At 56.7% G+C, this 18,283-nt stretch carries 10 protein-coding genes; 2 read left to right on the top strand and 8 right to left on the bottom strand.

Annotated features, from left to right (window positions below; all coding sequences use genetic code 11):
* Positions 1-4,685: non-ribosomal peptide synthetase (locus tag M1B34_RS33025; RefSeq protein ID WP_268267363.1), on the top strand; the 4,685-nt coding region annotated here is incomplete at its 5' end.
* A 544-nt stretch (positions 4,686-5,229) separates the two neighbouring features.
* On the opposite strand, the gene M1B34_RS33030 is transcribed toward M1B34_RS33025, so the two are convergent.
* The 4 genes from M1B34_RS33030 to M1B34_RS33045 form a co-directional block, all read right to left on the bottom strand.
* Positions 5,230-7,716: a TonB-dependent siderophore receptor gene (locus M1B34_RS33030; RefSeq protein WP_268267364.1), complete on the bottom strand. Its 2,487-nt coding sequence runs from the start codon at positions 7,714-7,716 to the stop codon at positions 5,230-5,232.
* A gap of 161 nt (positions 7,717-7,877) precedes the next feature.
* Positions 7,878-8,747, bottom strand: a complete 870-nt coding sequence (gene pvdO, locus M1B34_RS33035; RefSeq protein ID WP_268267365.1) for a dihydropyoverdine dehydrogenase — start codon at positions 8,745-8,747, stop codon at positions 7,878-7,880.
* Between the two features lie 37 nt (positions 8,748-8,784).
* On the bottom strand, positions 8,785-10,071 hold the full coding sequence (gene pvdN / locus M1B34_RS33040) for a pyoverdine-tailoring periplasmic protein PvdN (protein WP_268267366.1): 1,287 nt from the start codon (positions 10,069-10,071) through the stop codon (positions 8,785-8,787).
* A gap of 23 nt (positions 10,072-10,094) precedes the next feature.
* Positions 10,095-11,468, bottom strand: coding sequence for a dipeptidase (locus M1B34_RS33045; protein ID WP_268263134.1), 1,374 nt, complete (start codon positions 11,466-11,468; stop codon positions 10,095-10,097).
* Between the two features lie 210 nt (positions 11,469-11,678).
* Here M1B34_RS33045 and pvdP point away from each other — a divergent pair, with 210 nt between their 5' ends.
* Positions 11,679-13,307 carry a pyoverdine maturation tyrosinase PvdP gene (gene pvdP / locus M1B34_RS33050; RefSeq protein ID WP_268267367.1) on the top strand — a complete coding sequence of 543 codons (1,629 nt, stop codon included), beginning with the start codon at positions 11,679-11,681 and terminating at the stop codon, positions 13,305-13,307.
* A 72-nt stretch (positions 13,308-13,379) separates the two neighbouring features.
* Here pvdP and M1B34_RS33055 read toward each other — a convergent pair whose 3' ends face one another.
* The 4 genes from M1B34_RS33055 to M1B34_RS33070 all read right to left on the bottom strand — a co-directional run.
* Positions 13,380-15,029 (bottom strand): cyclic peptide export ABC transporter, encoded by a 1,650-nt coding sequence (locus M1B34_RS33055; RefSeq protein ID WP_268267368.1) that lies wholly within the window; start codon positions 15,027-15,029, stop codon positions 13,380-13,382.
* Between the two features lie 22 nt (positions 15,030-15,051).
* Positions 15,052-16,071, bottom strand: coding sequence for a GNAT family N-acetyltransferase (locus tag M1B34_RS33060; protein ID WP_268267369.1), 1,020 nt, complete (start codon positions 16,069-16,071; stop codon positions 15,052-15,054).
* 84 nt (positions 16,072-16,155) lie between these two features.
* Entirely contained in the window at positions 16,156-17,550 is a 1,395-nt protein-coding gene (locus M1B34_RS33065) for an efflux transporter outer membrane subunit (protein WP_268267370.1), read from the bottom strand.
* A 14-nt stretch (positions 17,551-17,564) separates the two neighbouring features.
* The coding region (locus M1B34_RS33070; RefSeq protein ID WP_268267371.1) for an FtsX-like permease family protein at positions 17,565-18,283 on the bottom strand (719 nt) is incomplete at its 5' end.

Consider the following 18,283-nt stretch of genomic DNA (forward strand, 5'->3'; position numbering starts at 1 on the left):
GAGCGAATCGTCTTGCGCATTACTTGATCGGGTTGGGGGTTGGGCCTGAGTGCCGAGTGGGTGTCGCTCTAGAGCGTGGGCCTGAATTAATCGTCGCACTGCTTGCTGTCCTGAAAGCAGGTGCGGCTTACGTCCCTATGGATCCTGAGTACCCGCAAGACCGGCTTGCGTACATGGTGCGCGACAGCGGTTGTGAACGTCTCATTTCCACGGCCAGCTTGCTTGAGCGGCTTCCTGCGTTTCGGGAAGAGGACCTCATTCTACTGGACCACTCCTCTCGCTGGGAGGAAAGCCGTCTAAGCACCAATCCGAGCCTGACATCGTGTAGCGATAATCTTGCTTATATGATCTACACCTCGGGCTCTACTGGACTGCCTAAGGGTGTCTGCGTGACCAATGGCCCTTTGGCGATGCACTGCCTGGCAACGGCGGACTGGTATGAAATGAGCGCTGCTGACCGTGAGCTGCATTTCCTATCGTTTGCTTTTGACGGTGCCCATGAGCGCTGGCTGACGATCTTGACTCAAGGTGCGAGTTTGTTATTGCGTGACGATAGTTTGTGGGCCGTTGAGCGCACTTATGAGGAAATTCGCACCAATAAAGTCACTATGGCAGGCTTTCCTCCGGTGTATCTCCAGCAGCTTGCGGAGTACGCCGAGGCCGTAGGCAATCCGCCGCCGGTACGTCTTTACAGCTTCGGTGGCGATGCAATGCCTAAAGGCTGCTTCGAGCGTGTCCAGAAAGCTCTTTGTCCTCAATTGATGATTAACGGCTACGGTCCCACCGAGACTGTGGTCACGCCGATGGTCTGGAAGGCTAAGGCCACCGATTCCTGTACCACGGCTTATGCACCCATAGGACGTTGCGTTGGGGACAGGCAGGCTTACGTTCTGGATAACAACATGGCGTTATTGCCGGTTGGCTCAAGTGGCGAGCTTTATCTGGGCGGTGGAGGACTGGCTCGAGGCTATTGGCAGCGTCCGTCACTTACCGCTGAACGTTTCGTTCCAGATCCTTTCGGTGATGTTGGCGGGCGCCTTTATCGTACAGGCGATCTTGTCTGTCAGCGTAAAGACGGCGTACTTGACTATCTGGGTCGCATCGACAATCAGGTCAAGATTCGTGGTTTCCGCGTTGAACCTGGTGAAATCGAGTCTTGTCTTCTTGAACTAGAGGGTGTTCGTGAAGCGGTAGTGTTTGCACAACCAGGTATCAACAGTCAGCAGTTGGTTGGATATTTGGTTATGGCAGCGGGCGTGGATGAGTTCGGCCAGCAAGGCGTGCTCCGCGATCATCTCAAGGCTCAACTCAAGGCCCGGCTACCTGACTACATGGTACCTGCATATTTTATCTTTTTATCTGCTCTGCCATTGATGCCAAATGGGAAGCTCGACCGTAAGGCCTTGCCTGCAGTGGACACGAGCCAGATGCAGAACGTGTTTGTCGAGCCGCAGAATGAAATGGAGCGGGTACTTGCTGGTGTTTGGGCTGATGTTCTACACCTTCAGAGAGTCGGTTCTTCCGATAATTTCTTTGAGTTAGGTGGTGACTCGATCATTTCCCTGCAGGTCGTAAGCCGTGCCCGGGCCCTGAATGTTCATTTCACACCTAAGGAATTGTTTCAGCATCAGACGGTTAGGGCGCTGGCATCCGTTGCCCGTCATGGAGTAAGTGAGGTTCTTTCAATACAGGGGCCAGTCGAGGGTGAAACGCCGTTGCTGCCTATTCAGCATTGGTTTTTCGATGAAGACATTCCCGAACGCTCTCATTGGAATCAGTCAGTTTTACTCGAGGTGTCAGCGGGTATCGACGTCTCATTATTGGAGCAGGCGCTACGTGAGCTTGTTCTTCATCACGATGCTTTGCGTCTGAGCTTCAGGCCTGAGCTTTCGAGTTGGAGCGCAACCTACCGAACCATGACTGAACAACACCAGTTATGGCAGGTAGAACCCATAGTCTGGCAACGTTCAGCCGTTGATAACATAACGTTGGACGTGGTGCTTAACCAGGCGCAGGAAAGCCTCGACCTTGAGAACGGATCTCTGATACGTGCTTTGCTGGTGGATATGGTCGACGGTAGTCAGCGCCTGCTCTTGGTCATTCATCACTTGGTGGTCGATGGTGTTTCCTGGCGGGTTCTATTGGAGGATTTGCAGGCTGCTTACGCACAGCTAATGGCGGGAGATGCGGTTGTTTTTTCCGCGAAAAGCAGTTCTCTGCAGACTTGGGCTCGTAGCCTGCAGAACTATGCCAAGAGCGATACATTGCAAGATGAGCTGGCTTTCTGGGAGCGGCAGGTTCCAGCATCTGGGACTCAGTTGCCCTGCTTGCAGTCCAATGGGAATAACCTGGTCAGAGAGGCCGTGAGTCTTCATACCCGATTGGATAAAGCATTAACTCGCAAACTATTACAAGAAGCGCCTGCGGCTTATAGAACTCAGATTAACGATCTTTTGCTGACAGCATTGGCTCGTGTCATTGTTCGCTGGACGGGGAATGAGTCGATGTCCGTTCAACTTGAAGGACACGGCCGGGAAGATCTATTCGATGGCGTAGACCTGACCAATACAGTAGGTTGGTTTACTAGCGTTTTTCCTATATTGCTTACCCCTGTAGAAACCATGGGGGATTCGATCAAGCATATTAAGGAGCAGCTACGCTGCCTTCCTAATAAAGGTATTGGGTTTGGAGTACTGCGTTATCTGGGAGATGCTCCTAGTCGACGACGACTACAGGATCTTCCACCAGCGAGAATAACGTTCAACTACTTGGGGCAGTTTGATGGTAGCTTTGATGACAACGGCGAGTCATTATTTAAACCCGCCAAGGAAAGCGGTGGTCTTGAGCACCATATCGATGCTCCTTTGGGAAATTGGCTATCTATAAATGGCCAGGTCTACGATGGAGTATTGAGTTTGGCTTGGACCTTTAGTCGCCAGTTGTTTGATCCGTCAACGGTACAGAATCTAGCTGACGAATACGCTCGGGAACTGGAGTTTTTGATAGAACATTGTTGCCAGCCTGGTTTGCGTCTGGCCACTCCATCAGATTTTCCAGGGGCCGGATTGACTCAAAGACAACTTGACGTACTTTCAGTTGATTTAGGTAAAATTGAGGATGTTTACCCACTGTCAACTCTTCAGAAAGGCTTGCTGTTTCACGCGCTTTATGCTCCCGAATCTGGTGATTACATTAACCAAATGCGTGTTGAAGTCACGGGGCTTGATGTAGAGCGTTTTCGTCTCGCTTGGCAGCAAACCGCCGATGCACAGGACCTTTTACGTACGCAGTTTGTCTGGCGCTCTTTAGTGAAGCCTTTACAAGTAGTGCTGCGTGAAGTTGAACTTCCTTTTGAAAATATTGATTGGACGGGGCGTTTAGTTAGCACTGCTGAGTTGGATGATTTGGCTGCATCAGAGAGAATGCGCGGATTTAACTTGGCTCAGGCTCCGTTGTTGCGAATTGTTGTGGTGTGTATGGGCGCTGGGAAGTGCCATGTAATTTGTACTAATCACCATTTATTAATGGATGGTTGGAGTGGTTCCAATCTTCTGGCTGAAGTATTACAGCGCTATGCTGGTGAGCAGCCAATGCGTAGGAGTGGGAGATATGCAGGTTTTATTGCTTGGCAGTTACAACAGCCCGAGGAGCAAGCTACTGAATTTTGGCTAGCGCAGATAGAGCGTATGCAGAGTCCGAGTCGTTTGCTTGATTGCGTATCAGCGTTGAATGAATCGTCGCGTTCTGGTCATGAAAACCAATATATACGAATGAGCCCTGTTCAGACGCAGGCGTTGAAAGATTATGCTCGTCAGCGCAAGGTTACTGTAAACACCCTGGTCCAAGGAATATGGGCACTGATACTCAAGCATCATCTACACTCGCAGACAGTGGTGTTCGGTACGACGGTTGCAGGAAGACCTACTGAAATCTCCGGGATTGAGCAAGATGTCGGATTGTTTATTAACACCTTGCCGCTCATTGTGTCTTCGCCAGCAACAATGAGTTTGGATGATTGGTTTGTCAATATTCAGAATTTAAACCTGGAGGCGCGACAGCACGAGCACTTCGCGTTAAGCAAGATACATCGTCTTGCTGCCAAGCCTGGAAGACACTTGTTTGATACGGTTATGATTTTTGAGAATTATCCGGTATCGCAGGTGTTGGAAAAAACGTCAGAAAGTGATTTGATTTTTGGTGATGTGCAGCATTTTGAACAGACTAACTATCCTTTAACACTTTATGTAGGACTGGGCGAGCAGTTATTAATAGACTTTAACTACAAGCGTTATCTGCAAGACGAGTTTGTTTCTATTGTCTTGACGCAGGTGCAGGCGTTACTGGAGAAAATGCTTGAGCCTCTTACCCAGACCGTTGAAGATTTGGAGCTGCGATTGCATCGTGAGTGGCAAGCCCCAGAGCTATTGATCGCGGGTGATGAGTGCATTGCGCAACAGTCTTTCATCGTTCCAATTACCCCCCTGCAAATCGCGTTTGCTGATCGCTGGAGTAGTATTCTGGATGGGGTCGATTTAGGCCTGGATGATGATTTTTTTGAATGTGGTGCTGACTCATTCGATTGCTTAAGACTAATAGCAAGCATGCCGCTGGAAGGCTTCCCAGAGTTTTATCCCAGTCTGCAAGATGTGTTTGAGAAGCGAACCATTAGAAGGCTGACGGAATAAATTAGTAAAGAGTCAACGAAACAAAAAGCGCGCCGATATGCAGTTCTGCTATCGGCGTTTTTTATGCCTTCGATATTTGATGGAGTATATGGAGTGGCACGGTAAAGAAGTTTGCTTTGCACTTTTTGTTGTGAGGGTTTGCTGGCTGTGTTTAGGTTTTGCTAAGTTTTTTTGTCAAGCTGTTAGGTGGTTTCCAAAGCATGATGTTTTGGGTTTTATAAATTTTTATTTAATATTTAGCACAGCACTTTCCGTGCTGTTTACTTCGGAGGTGTGCTGAGAGTTTTAGAAAATTTGAAGTGCTGACGGTTTGAAATGCTAGCATTGAAGTGTGTGTTATTTTTGGAGGAGGGAGGTACGGAGGTAGTTAGGCAGAGAGTGAGCAGAGGTGGGCCTGCAGTTTGGATTTTTTGTACGTGGCTAGGCAGTTGAAGGTGCTGAGTCGTATGGAAATAGTGGCGAGTATTCTAGTGTTTTTATTTGTATGTTACTCAAAACGCCTCGAGGCGCACTTGAGGCGCATCGAGACGTTATGAAGCTCGGTTTAGAAATTGTACTTAAAGCTTACCAGTGCGTTTCTTGGGTCCCCATAGAAGCCGCTGTTAAATGTTTGGTCCAGTGAGCTAAGGTATTTTTTATCGAAGATGTTGTTAATGTTCAGTGTGGCCGAAAGTTTTGATGAGAAATCATACTTTGCCATAAGGTCAGCTGTGGCATAGGCCTCCTGTTTCGCCTCTACGGGATTGGCGAACATCCATGACGAGTAGCTGAAATTGATTTCACTTTGCCAGTTGATTCCGCCGCCAACTGTCATTTTATTCAAGATTCCAGGCAGTCGATACGCAGTCCACAATTTCACCATGTGTTCAGGCATTATGGTTTGAAGCTGATTGTGCTTAGTGTCCTCGGTCCTGCCGTAAGTGTAGGATGCAGACAAGTTCCAGTCAGGTAACACCTCACCAGTAACTTCCACATCAACACCTTGAGTTTTGGCATCTTCGGACTTGTAGGCGGAAATTAAGCCATCAGAGCCTGGAACGCTATAACCTGAATCCACCACTGGCAGTTTTTTCTGATCAATATAGTAGAGCGCTAAGCTGGTATTCAGGCGGCGATCATAGAATTCGCTTTTTATACCCACTTCATAGTTTTTGCCTTCTCGTGGTTCCAGACGTGTTCCATCTCTGTCTTGATAAGACTGAGGCATGAAGATAGTTGCATAGCTTGCGTAGACGGTATGATTCTCAGAGAGGTCGTAAGTGATCCCGGCATAGGGTGTAAATACCCCGCTTTCTGTAGATTTTTCGTCTTTGTTGTAAATTCTTCGTGCAAGGGGTTCGTATTTTAGCGAGTAAGTGCGGTCATAGTCACTGATACGACTACCCAATATAAACTTCAGTTCGTCTGTGACATTAAGGCGGGTGGCAAAGTAGTAGCCGCGTTCTCTTAGTTTAGTATCGTTGTCATAAAACTTTTGTCCGAAAACTGGAGTCCCAGTCTTGTTGTTCCAGGTATAAATATTGAAAATGGTTCTTCCGGCCAATCCCCCGGTTTCACTGAAGGTGTCTGTCTTGGTGACCGAGTCTGCATAGTTGAAACCTGCGACAACCTCATGTTTACGGTCAAACAGTTGGTACGCCCCTTCCAGTCGTGCATCCAGACCTGTCTGGCGCTGATGACTTTCACCCGCTTGTGTATAAAGCGGTAATCCTAAACCAGTAGTTTCATTCGGAAAGCCTGACCAAGTGGCTCCCATTACCCATTGATAGTCACGGGTGCTGTAAAGGTGATTGGTCGATACGTTTAGAGCCCAGTCGTCAGACAGTTGATTACGGTAGGTAGTGAAGAAATTATAAGCATTAACTTCGTTGGTATTATTACGCTCAGCAATGTTGGTCGAGCGTGAGAGGTTTGTCTGTTTGCCATTGCTATAAAAAAGAGGGACGCCTACGCCGCCAAATACACCGCGGGGGTCATCTTTTTGGTAGGAGATGCCGGCTGTGAGTGTTGAGGTATCGGAAAGATCTCCCTCTAATACGCCGTACAACACCTGTTTTTCCTGCTGGTAGGCATCAATGAAACTCTTACCTTCCTGGTAGGACGCGACGAAGCGCCCGCGTAATGTTCGAGCATCGTTGAGGGGCCCTGATACGTCCACTTCGCCTCTGTACTTGTCCCACGAGCCTGCAGACCCTGATATATGTCCCTGGAACTCGGCAGTTGGGCGCTTGCGTACCATGTTGAGCGTGCCGGAAGGATCACCTGCACCGTTCATCAAGCCTGATGCACCCCGAAGTACTTCGACACGGTCATAAATAGCCATGTCTGCAAGGCTCTGAGAAACATCCTGAGTCTGAATTTCAACGGTGCTTTTAATTCCGTCAATTTGGTAGTTACTGATGGGATAGCCACGAGAGTAAACGTTGAATCTCTCGCTACCCATGCTCTGTACTGAAATGCCAGGTGTTTGCTCAAGCACCTCAGTGATGGTGCTGAGCCCTTGGTCATCCATCCGCTGACGAGTCATCACACTCACCGATTGAGGTGTTTCGCGCAGCGACAAATTTAGTTTAGTTGCTGTATTCGTGGCACCTGTGGTGTAAGAGCCTGTTCCCTCTGTGGTATTCCCGAGTGCGTCTGCGTTAATTGCCGTGGGCGCCAGTTCGATATCGCTGGAAGGCGATTTTCCACTGAGCATCAGGGTGTTTCCCTGAATGTTAAATGACAAACCGGTCTCGCCAAGTAGCGTAGCAACAGCTTGCTGCAGTTCCAGATCCCCATTCACCGCCTTGCTGCGTAAGCCTTGGATGTCTTCAGGGGCGTAAAGCACTTCGATATTTGCTTGGTGTCCAAATGCCTGCAACGCGCTCGACAAGGGTTGAGCAGGAATATTGAAGTGGACGGCCTGCGCTTGTGCCATGAAGGGGATGCTGACAGCCAAACCTAGTGCATAGGATGTGAGTCTCGGGCTCAGCGCACGACGCATCAAAAACGCTTTTGCGAGAGGGCTTAGTCCTTGAAGTGCTTGCATTTGTGCTTACTCGTTGGCGGAATTGGGAACTGGAAGCGAATGTAATTGTTTCTCAATAACTGAGACGCATGAAGCGCGCGAAACCGGAAAGATAAATAAGTTCCCTTGTTTTTCTGTCTGGTGTTTGCAGCGGACGTCGTTCCAGTTCCATGAGCGTGCTTTCAGAGCTCGCGGGCGACCCGGAAGCCGAGGAAGTCGCCGCGCACATCGCGATCGCGGTTGTTGCGATTGCCCGAGCGCGAGAACACGGGGGCTTCGCCCCAGTCGTTGCCGCGCATCATGGCGGCGATGCATTCGCCGTTGTTGGCGTCCATCCAGGCGCTGCCGTCCGTGGGGGCGCCAACGTAGTTCGGGTGGTAGCAATCGGCAGTCCATTCGTAGACGTTGCCGTGCATGTCGTAGACGCCAAAGGCGTTCGCGGGGTAGCTGCCCACTGGTGCGGTGTAGCTGTAGCCGTCCTTGGGACCGTAGGTGTTGGCGTGTTTACTGATCTGGTATTGCCCTTCTTCATCGAACGGGAAGGGGAATGGCCCGGTGGAGCCGGCCCGGGCGGCGTATTCACGCTCGGCTTCGCTGATCATGCGGTAGGTGTGCCCGGTCTTTTTCGACAGCCATTGGGCGTACGCCTGGACATCGTAGTAGTCGACACAGACCGCCGGTTGGCGAGGCCCTTGTTCGTAGCGTGGCTTGCTGGCCTGACACAGACGGCCTGGGCGTTTGTCGCCGTCCTTGATCACCACGCCGGTTTCGCGGATGTAGGTGTCCAGTTCGCCGGCCGTGACATGGAAGCGGCTGATCGCGAAGGGCTTTTTGAAGGTCACGGTGTGTTGCGGGCTTTCATCGGGCTCCTTGCCCACTTCTCCTTCGGGCGTGCCCATGACGAAACTGCCCGCCGGCAGTACCACCATTTCCGGGCAGTTCTTGCAGTCTTTGAATACCTTGCCGGTTTCGGGGTGGCTGGCGGCATGGGCGCTCAGGCTGAACAGGCTGCCGATCAGGACGGTGAGCGAGTGAAAGATGACGGGTTTCATCGAAAATGACCTTGTAGTGTGGAATAAGAACGGCGCTTCAGGCCTTTAACCGCTTGCTGAGCATCAGCATGACTTGGTCGATCTCGGCCTCGCTGTTGAGCAGCCCGGGTGCCATGCGCACCACCGGACCGGCATCGCGGTACACGGCATCCACCAGCACACGGTTTTCGATCAGCCAGGCGGCGGTGGCGTCGGTGTCCAGGTCTTTGCCGCGGAAGAAGGTGAAGCCGGCCGAAAGCTCCGGACTCAGCGGGGTCACCAGTTCGATGGACGGGTGTTCCTGGAGGCGTTGCTTGAGGTAGCTGTTGAGTTCGTGGATACGTGATTGCACGGCAGCCTTGCCCAGTTGCAGGTGCAGTTCGAAGGCTTTGCCCACGGCCCAGCGGTGCTCGAAGCTGTGATAGCCGCCCGGGGTCATGGTGGTGGCGAAGTTATTGTCCTGGGAAAAGGTGGCAACCATGGGCGTCAGGTGTTCGAGCTTTTCCGAGCGCGAGCAGAGGATGCCGGTGCCCCGTGGCCCGAACATCCATTTATGGGTGCCGGCCATGAAGAAGTCGCAATTGAGGTCGGCAAAATGGATGTCTTCGACCCCCAGGCCATGCACGCCATCGACGCAGTAGAGGATGCGGTCTTTCTCGTCGCGGTTGCGGTTTTGCTCGTCCACCAGCTTGCCGATTTCCCCGATGGGCAGTTTTACCCCGCTGCCCGAGTGGACCCAGGTCATGCCCAGCACCCGAGTGTTCGGGCGGATATTGCGCGCGATGTTGCCCAGGACCTCGTCGGTGCTGACCTGATGGGCCGACTTGAACAGCTCGAAGGTCCGCACCTGGGTGCCATCTCGTTGCTTGCGGTACTTCAGGGCGTTGCGTGCCGAGTAGTGCTCGTGAACGGTGGTGAGGATTTCCTGGTGCGGCTGCACCTGGATGCCCCCATAGACCAGGGCCAGGCCTTCGGTGGTGCTGCCGGTGAGGGCGATCTGCGCGGGCTTGATGTCCAGGTAGCGGCCCACCCAGTCGCGGACTTCACCCTCGCGCTTCCAGGTGAACTGGCTGTCGTAGTCCATGGCCAGCGCCGGGTTGCGATCGAGCACGGCACGGTAGCCTTCGATGGCCTGGCGCACCGGCTTGGGGTGTGAGGTGATCAGGAAGTTCGACAGGTGCACGTAGTCCGGATCGAGGTCGAACAGTTGTCGCAACTGGCCCCATTTATCGGTGCTCGACGGGGCCGCGGACGCGCCAGCGGTTTGGCTGAAAGCCTGGCCGGCAAAGGGGAGGGCGGCCGCGAGCAGGCTGGCCTGCTTGAGAAAGGTTCGACGATCAGTCACAAAAATATCTCGCTGTGGTGAGCTTACTGGGCGGCAGGTGAAGGTTGGGCAGCGGCCACTGGGTCGGCCAGTTGTTCGACCTTTTCCCAGACCCGCAGGTAGTTCTCGCCCCAGAGCTTGGCGATGTCGCTGTCTGAGTAGCCACGCTGGATCAGTTCGGCGGTGACGTTGCGGTTTTCTCCGACGTTCATCCAGCCCTCTACACCACCGCCTTCGTTGAAGTCCGAACCGATGCCGACATGGTCGATGCCGATCTTTTTCACCACGTAGTCAATGGCATCGCCGTAGTCCTTGAGGCTAGCCTTGGGCTCTGCGTCGATGATGTCGTACAGGGCACTGGCGTATTCGCCGAAGCGGCTTTCCGACCAGATGGAAATCACCGCGTCCCCAGGCATCAGGGCGTTCTCCAGGCCTTGCAGGGGCGGCAGGTCAAAGCGCTTGCGCAGTTCATTGAGCTTGTCGATCGATGGCTGGGAGAGTGGCTTGAGGTAGGTGGAGAAGCCCACCACCTGCACCACGCCGCCGGTGGCCTTGATGGTTTGCAATTCCTTGTCGCTGAGGTTGCGCGGAATATCCACCAGGCCCCGGGGCGCCGAATGGGAGGCCACGACCGGGGCACGGGTCAGGGCGGCCACGTCATTCAGGGCCAGGGTCGACATCTGTGACACATCGATCACCACCCCCAGGTCGTTCAGACGCTTGACCGCCTGTTTGCCGATCGGCGACAGGCCGCCGAGGGCGTCGCGGGTGTCATTGAAAAATGGCAATGGACGCGAGGAGTCGGCCCAGTGGTTGTTGGCCACGTAGCTGAAGCCGAACAGGCGCATGCCACGGGCGGTCCATTGGTCCAGGCGGGTCAGGTCGTCGCCCATGGTGTAGGCATTGAGCAGGCTGATGACGATGGCCAGCTTGCCCTCGCTGGCGATACGCCGGAAGTCGGCCGGGGTGTAGGCGATTGCCACCTGATTGGGGAAGTCGCGCACCAGGCTCTGAATGATTCGATAACGAATGTCTTGCTGATGGCGTGCCTCCTCGACAAAGCCCGGAGTGGGGCGATGGGGGGCGTTGGGGCCGGCCCAGATTTCTGGCCAGGCAAGGATGCTCAAGGCTGCGCCGGACATGCGCCCGCGTCCGGCCTTGACCAGGTCGAACTGGCGGCGCCCATCCTTGTCCGCCTCGGTGCCTTCAGTGCCGAAGTCCAGGGGCACGGTGATGTGGCTATCGAAGGACAGGATGCGTTCCTGCAAGTCGTTGGCGTGTTTGACGATTTCGTTGGGGTAGTTGACGCGGCCTTTCCAGTAGAAGTGCCACGCTGCGCCAGCACCGATGCCGACCGCGGCGATGACAAGCAGGAGCAGGCTCAGATAGAGGGTTTTTTTACCAGACAATTTGATCATTGCTATCCCAGTCGCAGGCGGGCGGATGACGAGATCGGCCGAGAGGCGTGCGTGAAGGCTGCTCCGGCCAGACCTTTTGTGAACTTCTATCCGCGATAAACGAGCCGGCGACCGGCAAATTTAGCCGGTGGGTCGTGCCATGACGGTAAATTTCCCCGCAAATCCAACGTTCTAGGTAGATGCGACGCGCCACTGAACATAGGTAGAGCGATGAGGTTTTCTCGAAGGGGATTTTTGACCGGGCTGGCGGTGACGGGGGCGGCCATTCCGGTGGCGTTCTATACCCAGCAGGAGTTGTTGCGCAGAGACAAGCGGGAGCAGGAAGACCAGGAAATCACTCCCGGGGAAGCCACCCTGGCGCCAGCCGTCGCTGCCGGCAACCGCCTGGCCGATCACCTGCGGGGCGTCTGGGATATGCAGTTGCTCGATGCCCATGGGTTGGAAGGCTTGCCCCGTACCGGCTGCGAGTTGTTGCTGGATGTGGGCCCCACCGGACGCGGGATTCGCGGTTACCTGGGACGCCCGCAGAGCTTGCGCGGGCAAGGGCAGCCGGAGTTTTTCGTCGCCGGCGACTTGGTCAATGGCGATGGCGCCAAGATCAGTTGGCGGCTGTTCGCCGGTGGTCAGATGAACGGGACGCCGAGTCACGAATGTCACCTGCTGCTGGACGAGGTCTGGGCCGAGTGGGGCAATGCGGGCAGCGGTTCCCTCAGCGGCAGTATCGAGGTGCTGGATCGCTCGAAGCTGCTACCGGCCAATGCCTTGCGCTTTGTCGCGCGCAAGCGAGCGTTTCCCGAAGCGCGGGAGCGCACGCCATTGCAGCCCGATCTGCTGGAGTGGCTGGTGGCACCGGCCCATCGGCTTTACCACCAGCTCTGGCATGCCTCCCGCGATCGCTGGCACTCCCTGCCCAAGGACAAACGCCACAGCCTGCGCGGCCTGGGCTGGCAGCCAGGGCCCCTGGACAAGGAGCGTGGAGCTCGCGGGCGCCGCAAGCACCGCAATGGCTCCGGCGTCGACTTCCTCTTTATGCACCGGCATATGCTGGGCCAGGCCCGTGCTTTGCAGCCGAGCCTGGTGTCCTGGCCGCGAATGCCGTTGCCGCCCAGTTACATCGAACATGATCGTCAGGCGTTTCTGCGTTATTACGACAACCATGACGGCTGCTCCGTGCCTCCGGCCTGGATCAGTGCTGGGGATCAGGAGTTCACCGAACTGCTCCATGGCCTGAAAAGCAATGAGGGCTTCTACAGCAACTTCCAGGTATGGGAGTCGCAGTACCAGGACCCTGAGTACCTGGCGCGCATGACCCTGGGCGAGTTTGGTTCCGAGATTGAGTTGGGGCTGCACGACTGGCTGCACATGCGCTATGCCAGTGTCGCCCGGGACCCCTCCAATGGCATGCCGGTGATGGAAGCACGGCTTTCCTCGGACTTCGCCGGGCGCTGGTTCGAGGCGCAGAACGATTTTCTTTCGGACCCGTTTTCCTCCCACGTCAACCCAGTATTCTGGGGCTTTCATGGCTGGATCGACGACCGTATCGAGGACTGGTTCCGGGCCCATGAGCGGGCTCACCCGGGTGAGGTGCTGCGCCGCGAAGTCAACGGTGTGGCCTGGTTCGCACCGGGTCGCTGGGTAGACATCGCCGATCCTTGGTTGGGCCCTTCGACCCACGGTTGCGGCCCGCTGGGCACGGCCGTGGGCGATGCCTCGCTGGAGATGGATGTAGAGCTGATGAAGCTGGCCCTGCGCATCGCCCTGAGCCGTGACGCGGAGGTGCCCGACCTGCTCAAGCGGGCGCCACGCCGTCCCTGGTACGCCCAGCACCTCAAGCGTTAGTCGCAGGTGCCGGGCGTCGGATGTGACCCACAAAAAAAGCGGCTGGTAGCCGCTTTTTTTGTGCCTGTTCGATCAGGCCGGTTGTGCCTCGGCGCGGACTTTGCCGGTGTCCATGCGCACCAGTTGATCGGCGATGTCGAAGTAACGGTCATCGTGGGAGATGACGATGATGGTCTTGCCCAGGCGTTTCAGGTCCGGCAAGAGTTCGGTGTAGAAGATCCGGCGGAAGGTCGGGTCCTGGTCCGCAGCCCATTCATCGAACACCAGCACTGGGCGCTGTTCCAGCCAGGCGTTGACCAGGGCCAGGCGCTTGCGTTGGCCGGTGGACAGGTCGGTGGTGGTGAAGGCGCCATCGCGCACGCTGACCTTGTGGGCGATCTCCAGGCGCTTGAGGTACTGGGTGGCGTCGTCAGGGATCTGCTGGTCGCCTTGCACCACATCGTCGAACAGGTAGTAGTCGGCAAAAATGGTGGTGAAGAGTTGACGATAATCGTCGCGGTTCTCGGCAGTGACGGCTTGGCCATCAAGGTAGATATCACCGGTTTGAGGCGCATAGAGCCCGAGCAACAGCTTGATCAGGGTGGTCTTGCCGCAACCGTTTTCGCCGACGATGAACACGATATCGCCCTGGTTGATCTTCAGGTTGACCGGGCCCAGGCGGAACGGGGTGCTGCCATCCACCACCGGGAACGCGTACTGCACGTTGCGTAATTCCAGGCTTTGGATGTGCTGGTTCGACGCCCCCTTTTCATTGAGCAACAGGTGAGGTTCGGGCGAAGAGAACTGCTCGGACAGTTCGGCGATTCGCTGGAATGCCACTTGTGCCCGGCTCACCAGAGGCAGGACGCTGACCAGATGGTCCAGGGGGCCTTTCATGTACAGCAGCACCAGGACAAACCCGCTCATGGCCGCCTTGTCTGCGCTCGGCCAAGTGTTTTCCATCAGCAGGGCGAGGCCGATCACGATGAAGAACAAGGTCGAGCCAAAGGTCTTGGCGATGATGTAGGTGTTGACCGACTTTACCTGGGTGGCGCAGATATGTTCGCTGATCGCCTGGATGCGCTGGGTGAACATGCGGTGCCGGCGTGGCCGGTGAATCCGCAGCTCCTTGGCGCCCTGGGCGATGGCGTTGTAGTTTTTCTGCAGTTCATCCTCGGCCTCCCGGGCCACGGCGAACCCTCTGATGCCGCGGGTGCGGGCGACCACCTGGGCGGCGATGCCGACGCCCAGCGCCACCAGCATCAAAAGGAACAGGGGCCAGGACAGCATTGCCAGGTAACCCATGCAGCCCAGGGTCACGGTCATCGAAATGGTCAGGGGCGCAAAAGCGAAGGAGAAATCGCTGACGGTGTCGATGTCGTGGGTCAGGACCGGGATCAGGCGATGGCTGCGATAGCGTTCGATCTGGTCGATGGGCGCCGACAGGACTTTTTCCCCAAGCTCCTTGCGCAACTTGGCGATGATCTTCTGGCCGACGAAGTTGGTGCCCATGTCCGAGAAGATCGAGCTGAGCAACGACAACACGCACAAACTGGCAAAGACCCACATCACCGCGTGGGTCAGGCCGCCTTGGGTGTTGAGTGCGCGGTTGATGGTGGCCAGCAGCGTGGTGACACTGAAACCGCCGAGGATCCCGAGGGCAATGGCGCCGGCGACGATGGGCCAGAAGGGCTTGAGTAACTTGGAGAGCTCGCGGGTGGCGCTGAGCGAATTGCTGGTCATGAAAACGTCTTCTCTCGGCGAATTAAAGGGCGTGGTCGTCAAAGAAGGCTTCACGTTCCAGGCGCAACAAGGCGGCTTTCTTGTGGGCCAGCTGGATGTCTTTCAGATGGCCGAAACCCTGGGACTTGAGGAAGTCGATCTGCCGGTTATGGTCGATCCGTGGTTCACCGAGGATGCGCTGGGTACGTGGGTCGTCCAGGAACATGTAGTGCATCAGTGAGCGGAACCAGGCCCGCAGTTTGCCGATCCCCTGGTGTTTGTTTTCACCGACCACCACATGCCAGCCGCGGTCGAAATCGGCGACATCATAGTAAGGTGCGATGCGATCTTCCTTGCACCAGTACACCTCGAAATAGGCGAACGGCTCGTCGTCAAAACAGCCGATCAGCGGATGTACGCGTGGGTCCTGGAGCATGGCGTGCAGGTACTCGGCGTGCTCTTCCAGGCTGCCGGACTGCTCCCAGAAGTACGCCACCTGTTCCAGGTTCATCCAGCGGTTGAAGGCTTCCAGGTCTTTTACCGGGTCGATGGTGCGCAGGGAGAAGGTGGTGTTCAGGCGCGGCAACCAGCGTCGATAGACGTCCCCGGTCGGTTGAGGCGGCCGCTGAGGGTGGCGTTTTTCGCCGGTGAAGCGATAGATCGGCGGCGTGTGGGCGCTGGCCGGCGCGGTGAGCCAGGGCAGGGGCTGCTGCCAGAAGGTCTGGCGCAGGCAGCGCAGTTCAACCTGGCCGTTTTCGGTGTTTTGCCAATGATCGAACAGGCCTTGGCGCACCGCAGAAACGGCGTACTCGCGACTGACGGGCAGCAGCAGGGTCACCTGCTCGCATTTGCTGCGATGGCAGAAACGCGTGGCCAGCAAGGCCAGCAGGGCACTGGCGGGCAGGGTTTCTGGGAAATTGTCGAAGAGAATGCGGCCGTCGACTTCCCGGTAGGCAATCAGGTCGCCGCCGTCGATGCGCAGGCTGCCGCTTTCGGGTGTTTCATCCTGTGCGGTCGCTTGGCGGCCATCAGCCAGGGCCAGGCTGAAAGAGGGTGAGTTCATAAGGTTTCCTATGGTGGGTCGCGTGCGACCGATCAGGTTCTATCCATAGGTAAAGACGAACTGCACCCGCTGATGTTTAGGCGTTTACATCACCTGCCAGCCACCCCCCAGGGCTTTGTACAAGGCAATGCTGGCCAGGACCCGTTGCAGGCGCAATTGCACCTCCAGGTCCTGGGCCTGGTACAGCGTGCGCTGGGTTTCGAGCACTGTGAGCAGGTCTTCCGCACCGGCCTGGTAGCGGCTTTCGGCAATCTGGAAGGCCTTGCGCGCTTGTTGCAGTTCTTCGTCCTGCCAGCGCCGTTGCTGGTCGACACCGTCGACGGTGTTCAGGGCTTTTTCCACGTCGCCGAAGCCGGCAATGATGGCGCCACGGTAGGTTTGCAGCAGTTCGTCCTGAATCGCCGTGGCCTTGTCGCGCTCAGCCTTGAGCCGGCCGTTGTTGAAAATCGGTGCCGTCAGGCCGGCGGCCAGTGTGCCGAAGGGGTTGCGCAGAATCTCAGGAAAGCGGTCGGCGCCCGACCCCAGGGTGGCGGTCAGGTTGAGTTTGGGCAGCAAGGCGGCACGGGCCACTCGCACATCCGCCTGGGCGGCGGCCAGTTTGGCTTCGGCATTGGCGATGTCCGGACGGCGACTCAGCAGCGCGCTGGGCAGGCCGGCGTTGATGGCAGGCCAGCGTATTTGCTCGAAACCCTGGGCCCCCAGTTGGAGATTCTGCACCGGCTGGCCCAGCAGCGTGGCCAGGGTAATCAAGGCCTCCCGGGCTTGCTGCTGATAGAGGGGCAGTTGCCGTTGCTGGGTCGCCACCAGGCTTTTTTGCTGGGCCAGCTCCAGGGCTGTGGCGGAGCCGGCGTCGTAGCGGGTCTGCACCAGTTTCTGGACGTTCTCGGCATTGGCCAGGTTGAGCGCGGCGATCCGGCCTTGCTCCTGCAGGGCCAGGACTTGCATATAGCTGTCGGCGACCTTGCCGAGCAGGGTCAGCTCCACCGTGGCCCGATCGAACTCGCTGGCGCGCAGGCTCTGCCGGGCGCTATCGCGTGCGGCCGCGTTACCACCCCAGAAGTCCACTTCATAGCTGGCGCTCAGGGAGGTATCGAAGTAGTGGGTGGCGCGCTGGCTAGAGGAGGAGTTGAGCTGGCTGTAACCGTCGCCGCGTAGCAGTTGTTCGCGGTTGGCATTCAGTCCGGCGCTGATTTCCGGCAGCAGCGGGCCGCCGGCGATCACTGCGTCGGCCTGGGCCTGGCGCACCCGGGCCATGGCGGCGCCGACCTCATAGCTGCTGACTCGGGCCTGCTCCACCAGGCGGTCCAGTTCCGGGCTGCCGAAGGTTTGCCACCAGGCAGGGAGGTTTTGCGGCACGCTCTCGGATGCTGCCGACTGCCACTCGGGTGGCGACTGCAAGCCGCTTTGCGGCGGTGCACTCGGGGCGGCGCAGGCACTCAGGAGCAGGCAGGCGGCAAGCAAGGCAAATGGCGGCTTCATAAAGGATTCGCTAGTCATACGCTGGTAAGGGCCGCGACCGGGTCGAGGCGGGCGGCTTTGCGGGCCGGCATGAAGCCGAAAATTACTCCGGTGACCACGGCGCAGGCGAAGGCACCGAGCGCCGCCTCCAGGGAAAAGGCCACGGCCACCTTGCTCAGGGTTAGCGCGCCGCCGATCAACAGCGCCAGGACGATGCCGGTAACCCCGCCGACCACGGTGAGCATCACCGCCTCGGTCAGGAACTGCCGCAGAATGTCCCGCTGGCGGGCGCCGGTGGCCATGCGGATGCCGATTTCCCGGGTTCGCTCGCGCACTGTCATGAGCATGATGTTCATCACTCCGATGCCGCCCACCAACAGGGAAATGGCGGCAATGGCGCCGAGCATCAGAGACAGGGTGTTCTGGGTTCGGGCTTCGGCCTGGATCATCGCGGCGTTGTTGGTCAGCTCGTAGTCGTGCACGCCGTTGTGCAGCTTGAACAGCAACTGGTCGATGACCTTTTCGGTGTCCTTGACCTGGCGCGCGTCGGCGGCGGCGATCACCACGTATTCAGGGTCATGGTTGCCGAACAGGCGCACGCTGGCGGTGGTGTAGGGGATCATCACCCGTTCGTCCGCATCCTGTTCGCCAGAGCTGGCGCCCTTGGCGGCCAATACGCCGATCACCTGGAACGGCGAGTTCTCGATCAGGATGTACTGGCCCAGCGGATTGCTGTTGCCGAAGAGTTTTTCCC

Origin of the sequence: Pseudomonas morbosilactucae, from assembly GCF_023241715.1 — a bacterium.
GTDB lineage: Bacteria > Pseudomonadota > Gammaproteobacteria > Pseudomonadales > Pseudomonadaceae > Aquipseudomonas > Aquipseudomonas morbosilactucae.

What these genes read in the sequence shown, in the direction of transcription:
- M1B34_RS33030 (WP_268267364.1), bottom strand. Translation starts at nt 7,716, where the DNA reads ATGCAAGCACTTCAAGGACTAAGCCCTCTCGCAAAAGCGTTTTTGATG.
- pvdO (WP_268267365.1), bottom strand. Translation starts at nt 8,747, where the DNA reads ATGAAACCCGTCATCTTTCACTCGCTCACCGTCCTGATCGGCAGCCTG.
- M1B34_RS33045 (WP_268263134.1), bottom strand. Translation starts at nt 11,468, where the DNA reads ATGATCAAATTGTCTGGTAAAAAAACCCTCTATCTGAGCCTGCTCCTG.
- pvdP (WP_268267367.1), top strand. Translation starts at nt 11,679, where the DNA reads ATGAGGTTTTCTCGAAGGGGATTTTTGACCGGGCTGGCGGTGACGGGG.
- M1B34_RS33055 (WP_268267368.1), bottom strand. Translation starts at nt 15,029, where the DNA reads ATGACCAGCAATTCGCTCAGCGCCACCCGCGAGCTCTCCAAGTTACTC.
- M1B34_RS33060 (WP_268267369.1), bottom strand. Translation starts at nt 16,071, where the DNA reads ATGAACTCACCCTCTTTCAGCCTGGCCCTGGCTGATGGCCGCCAAGCG.
- M1B34_RS33065 (WP_268267370.1), bottom strand. Translation starts at nt 17,550, where the DNA reads ATGAAGCCGCCATTTGCCTTGCTTGCCGCCTGCCTGCTCCTGAGTGCC.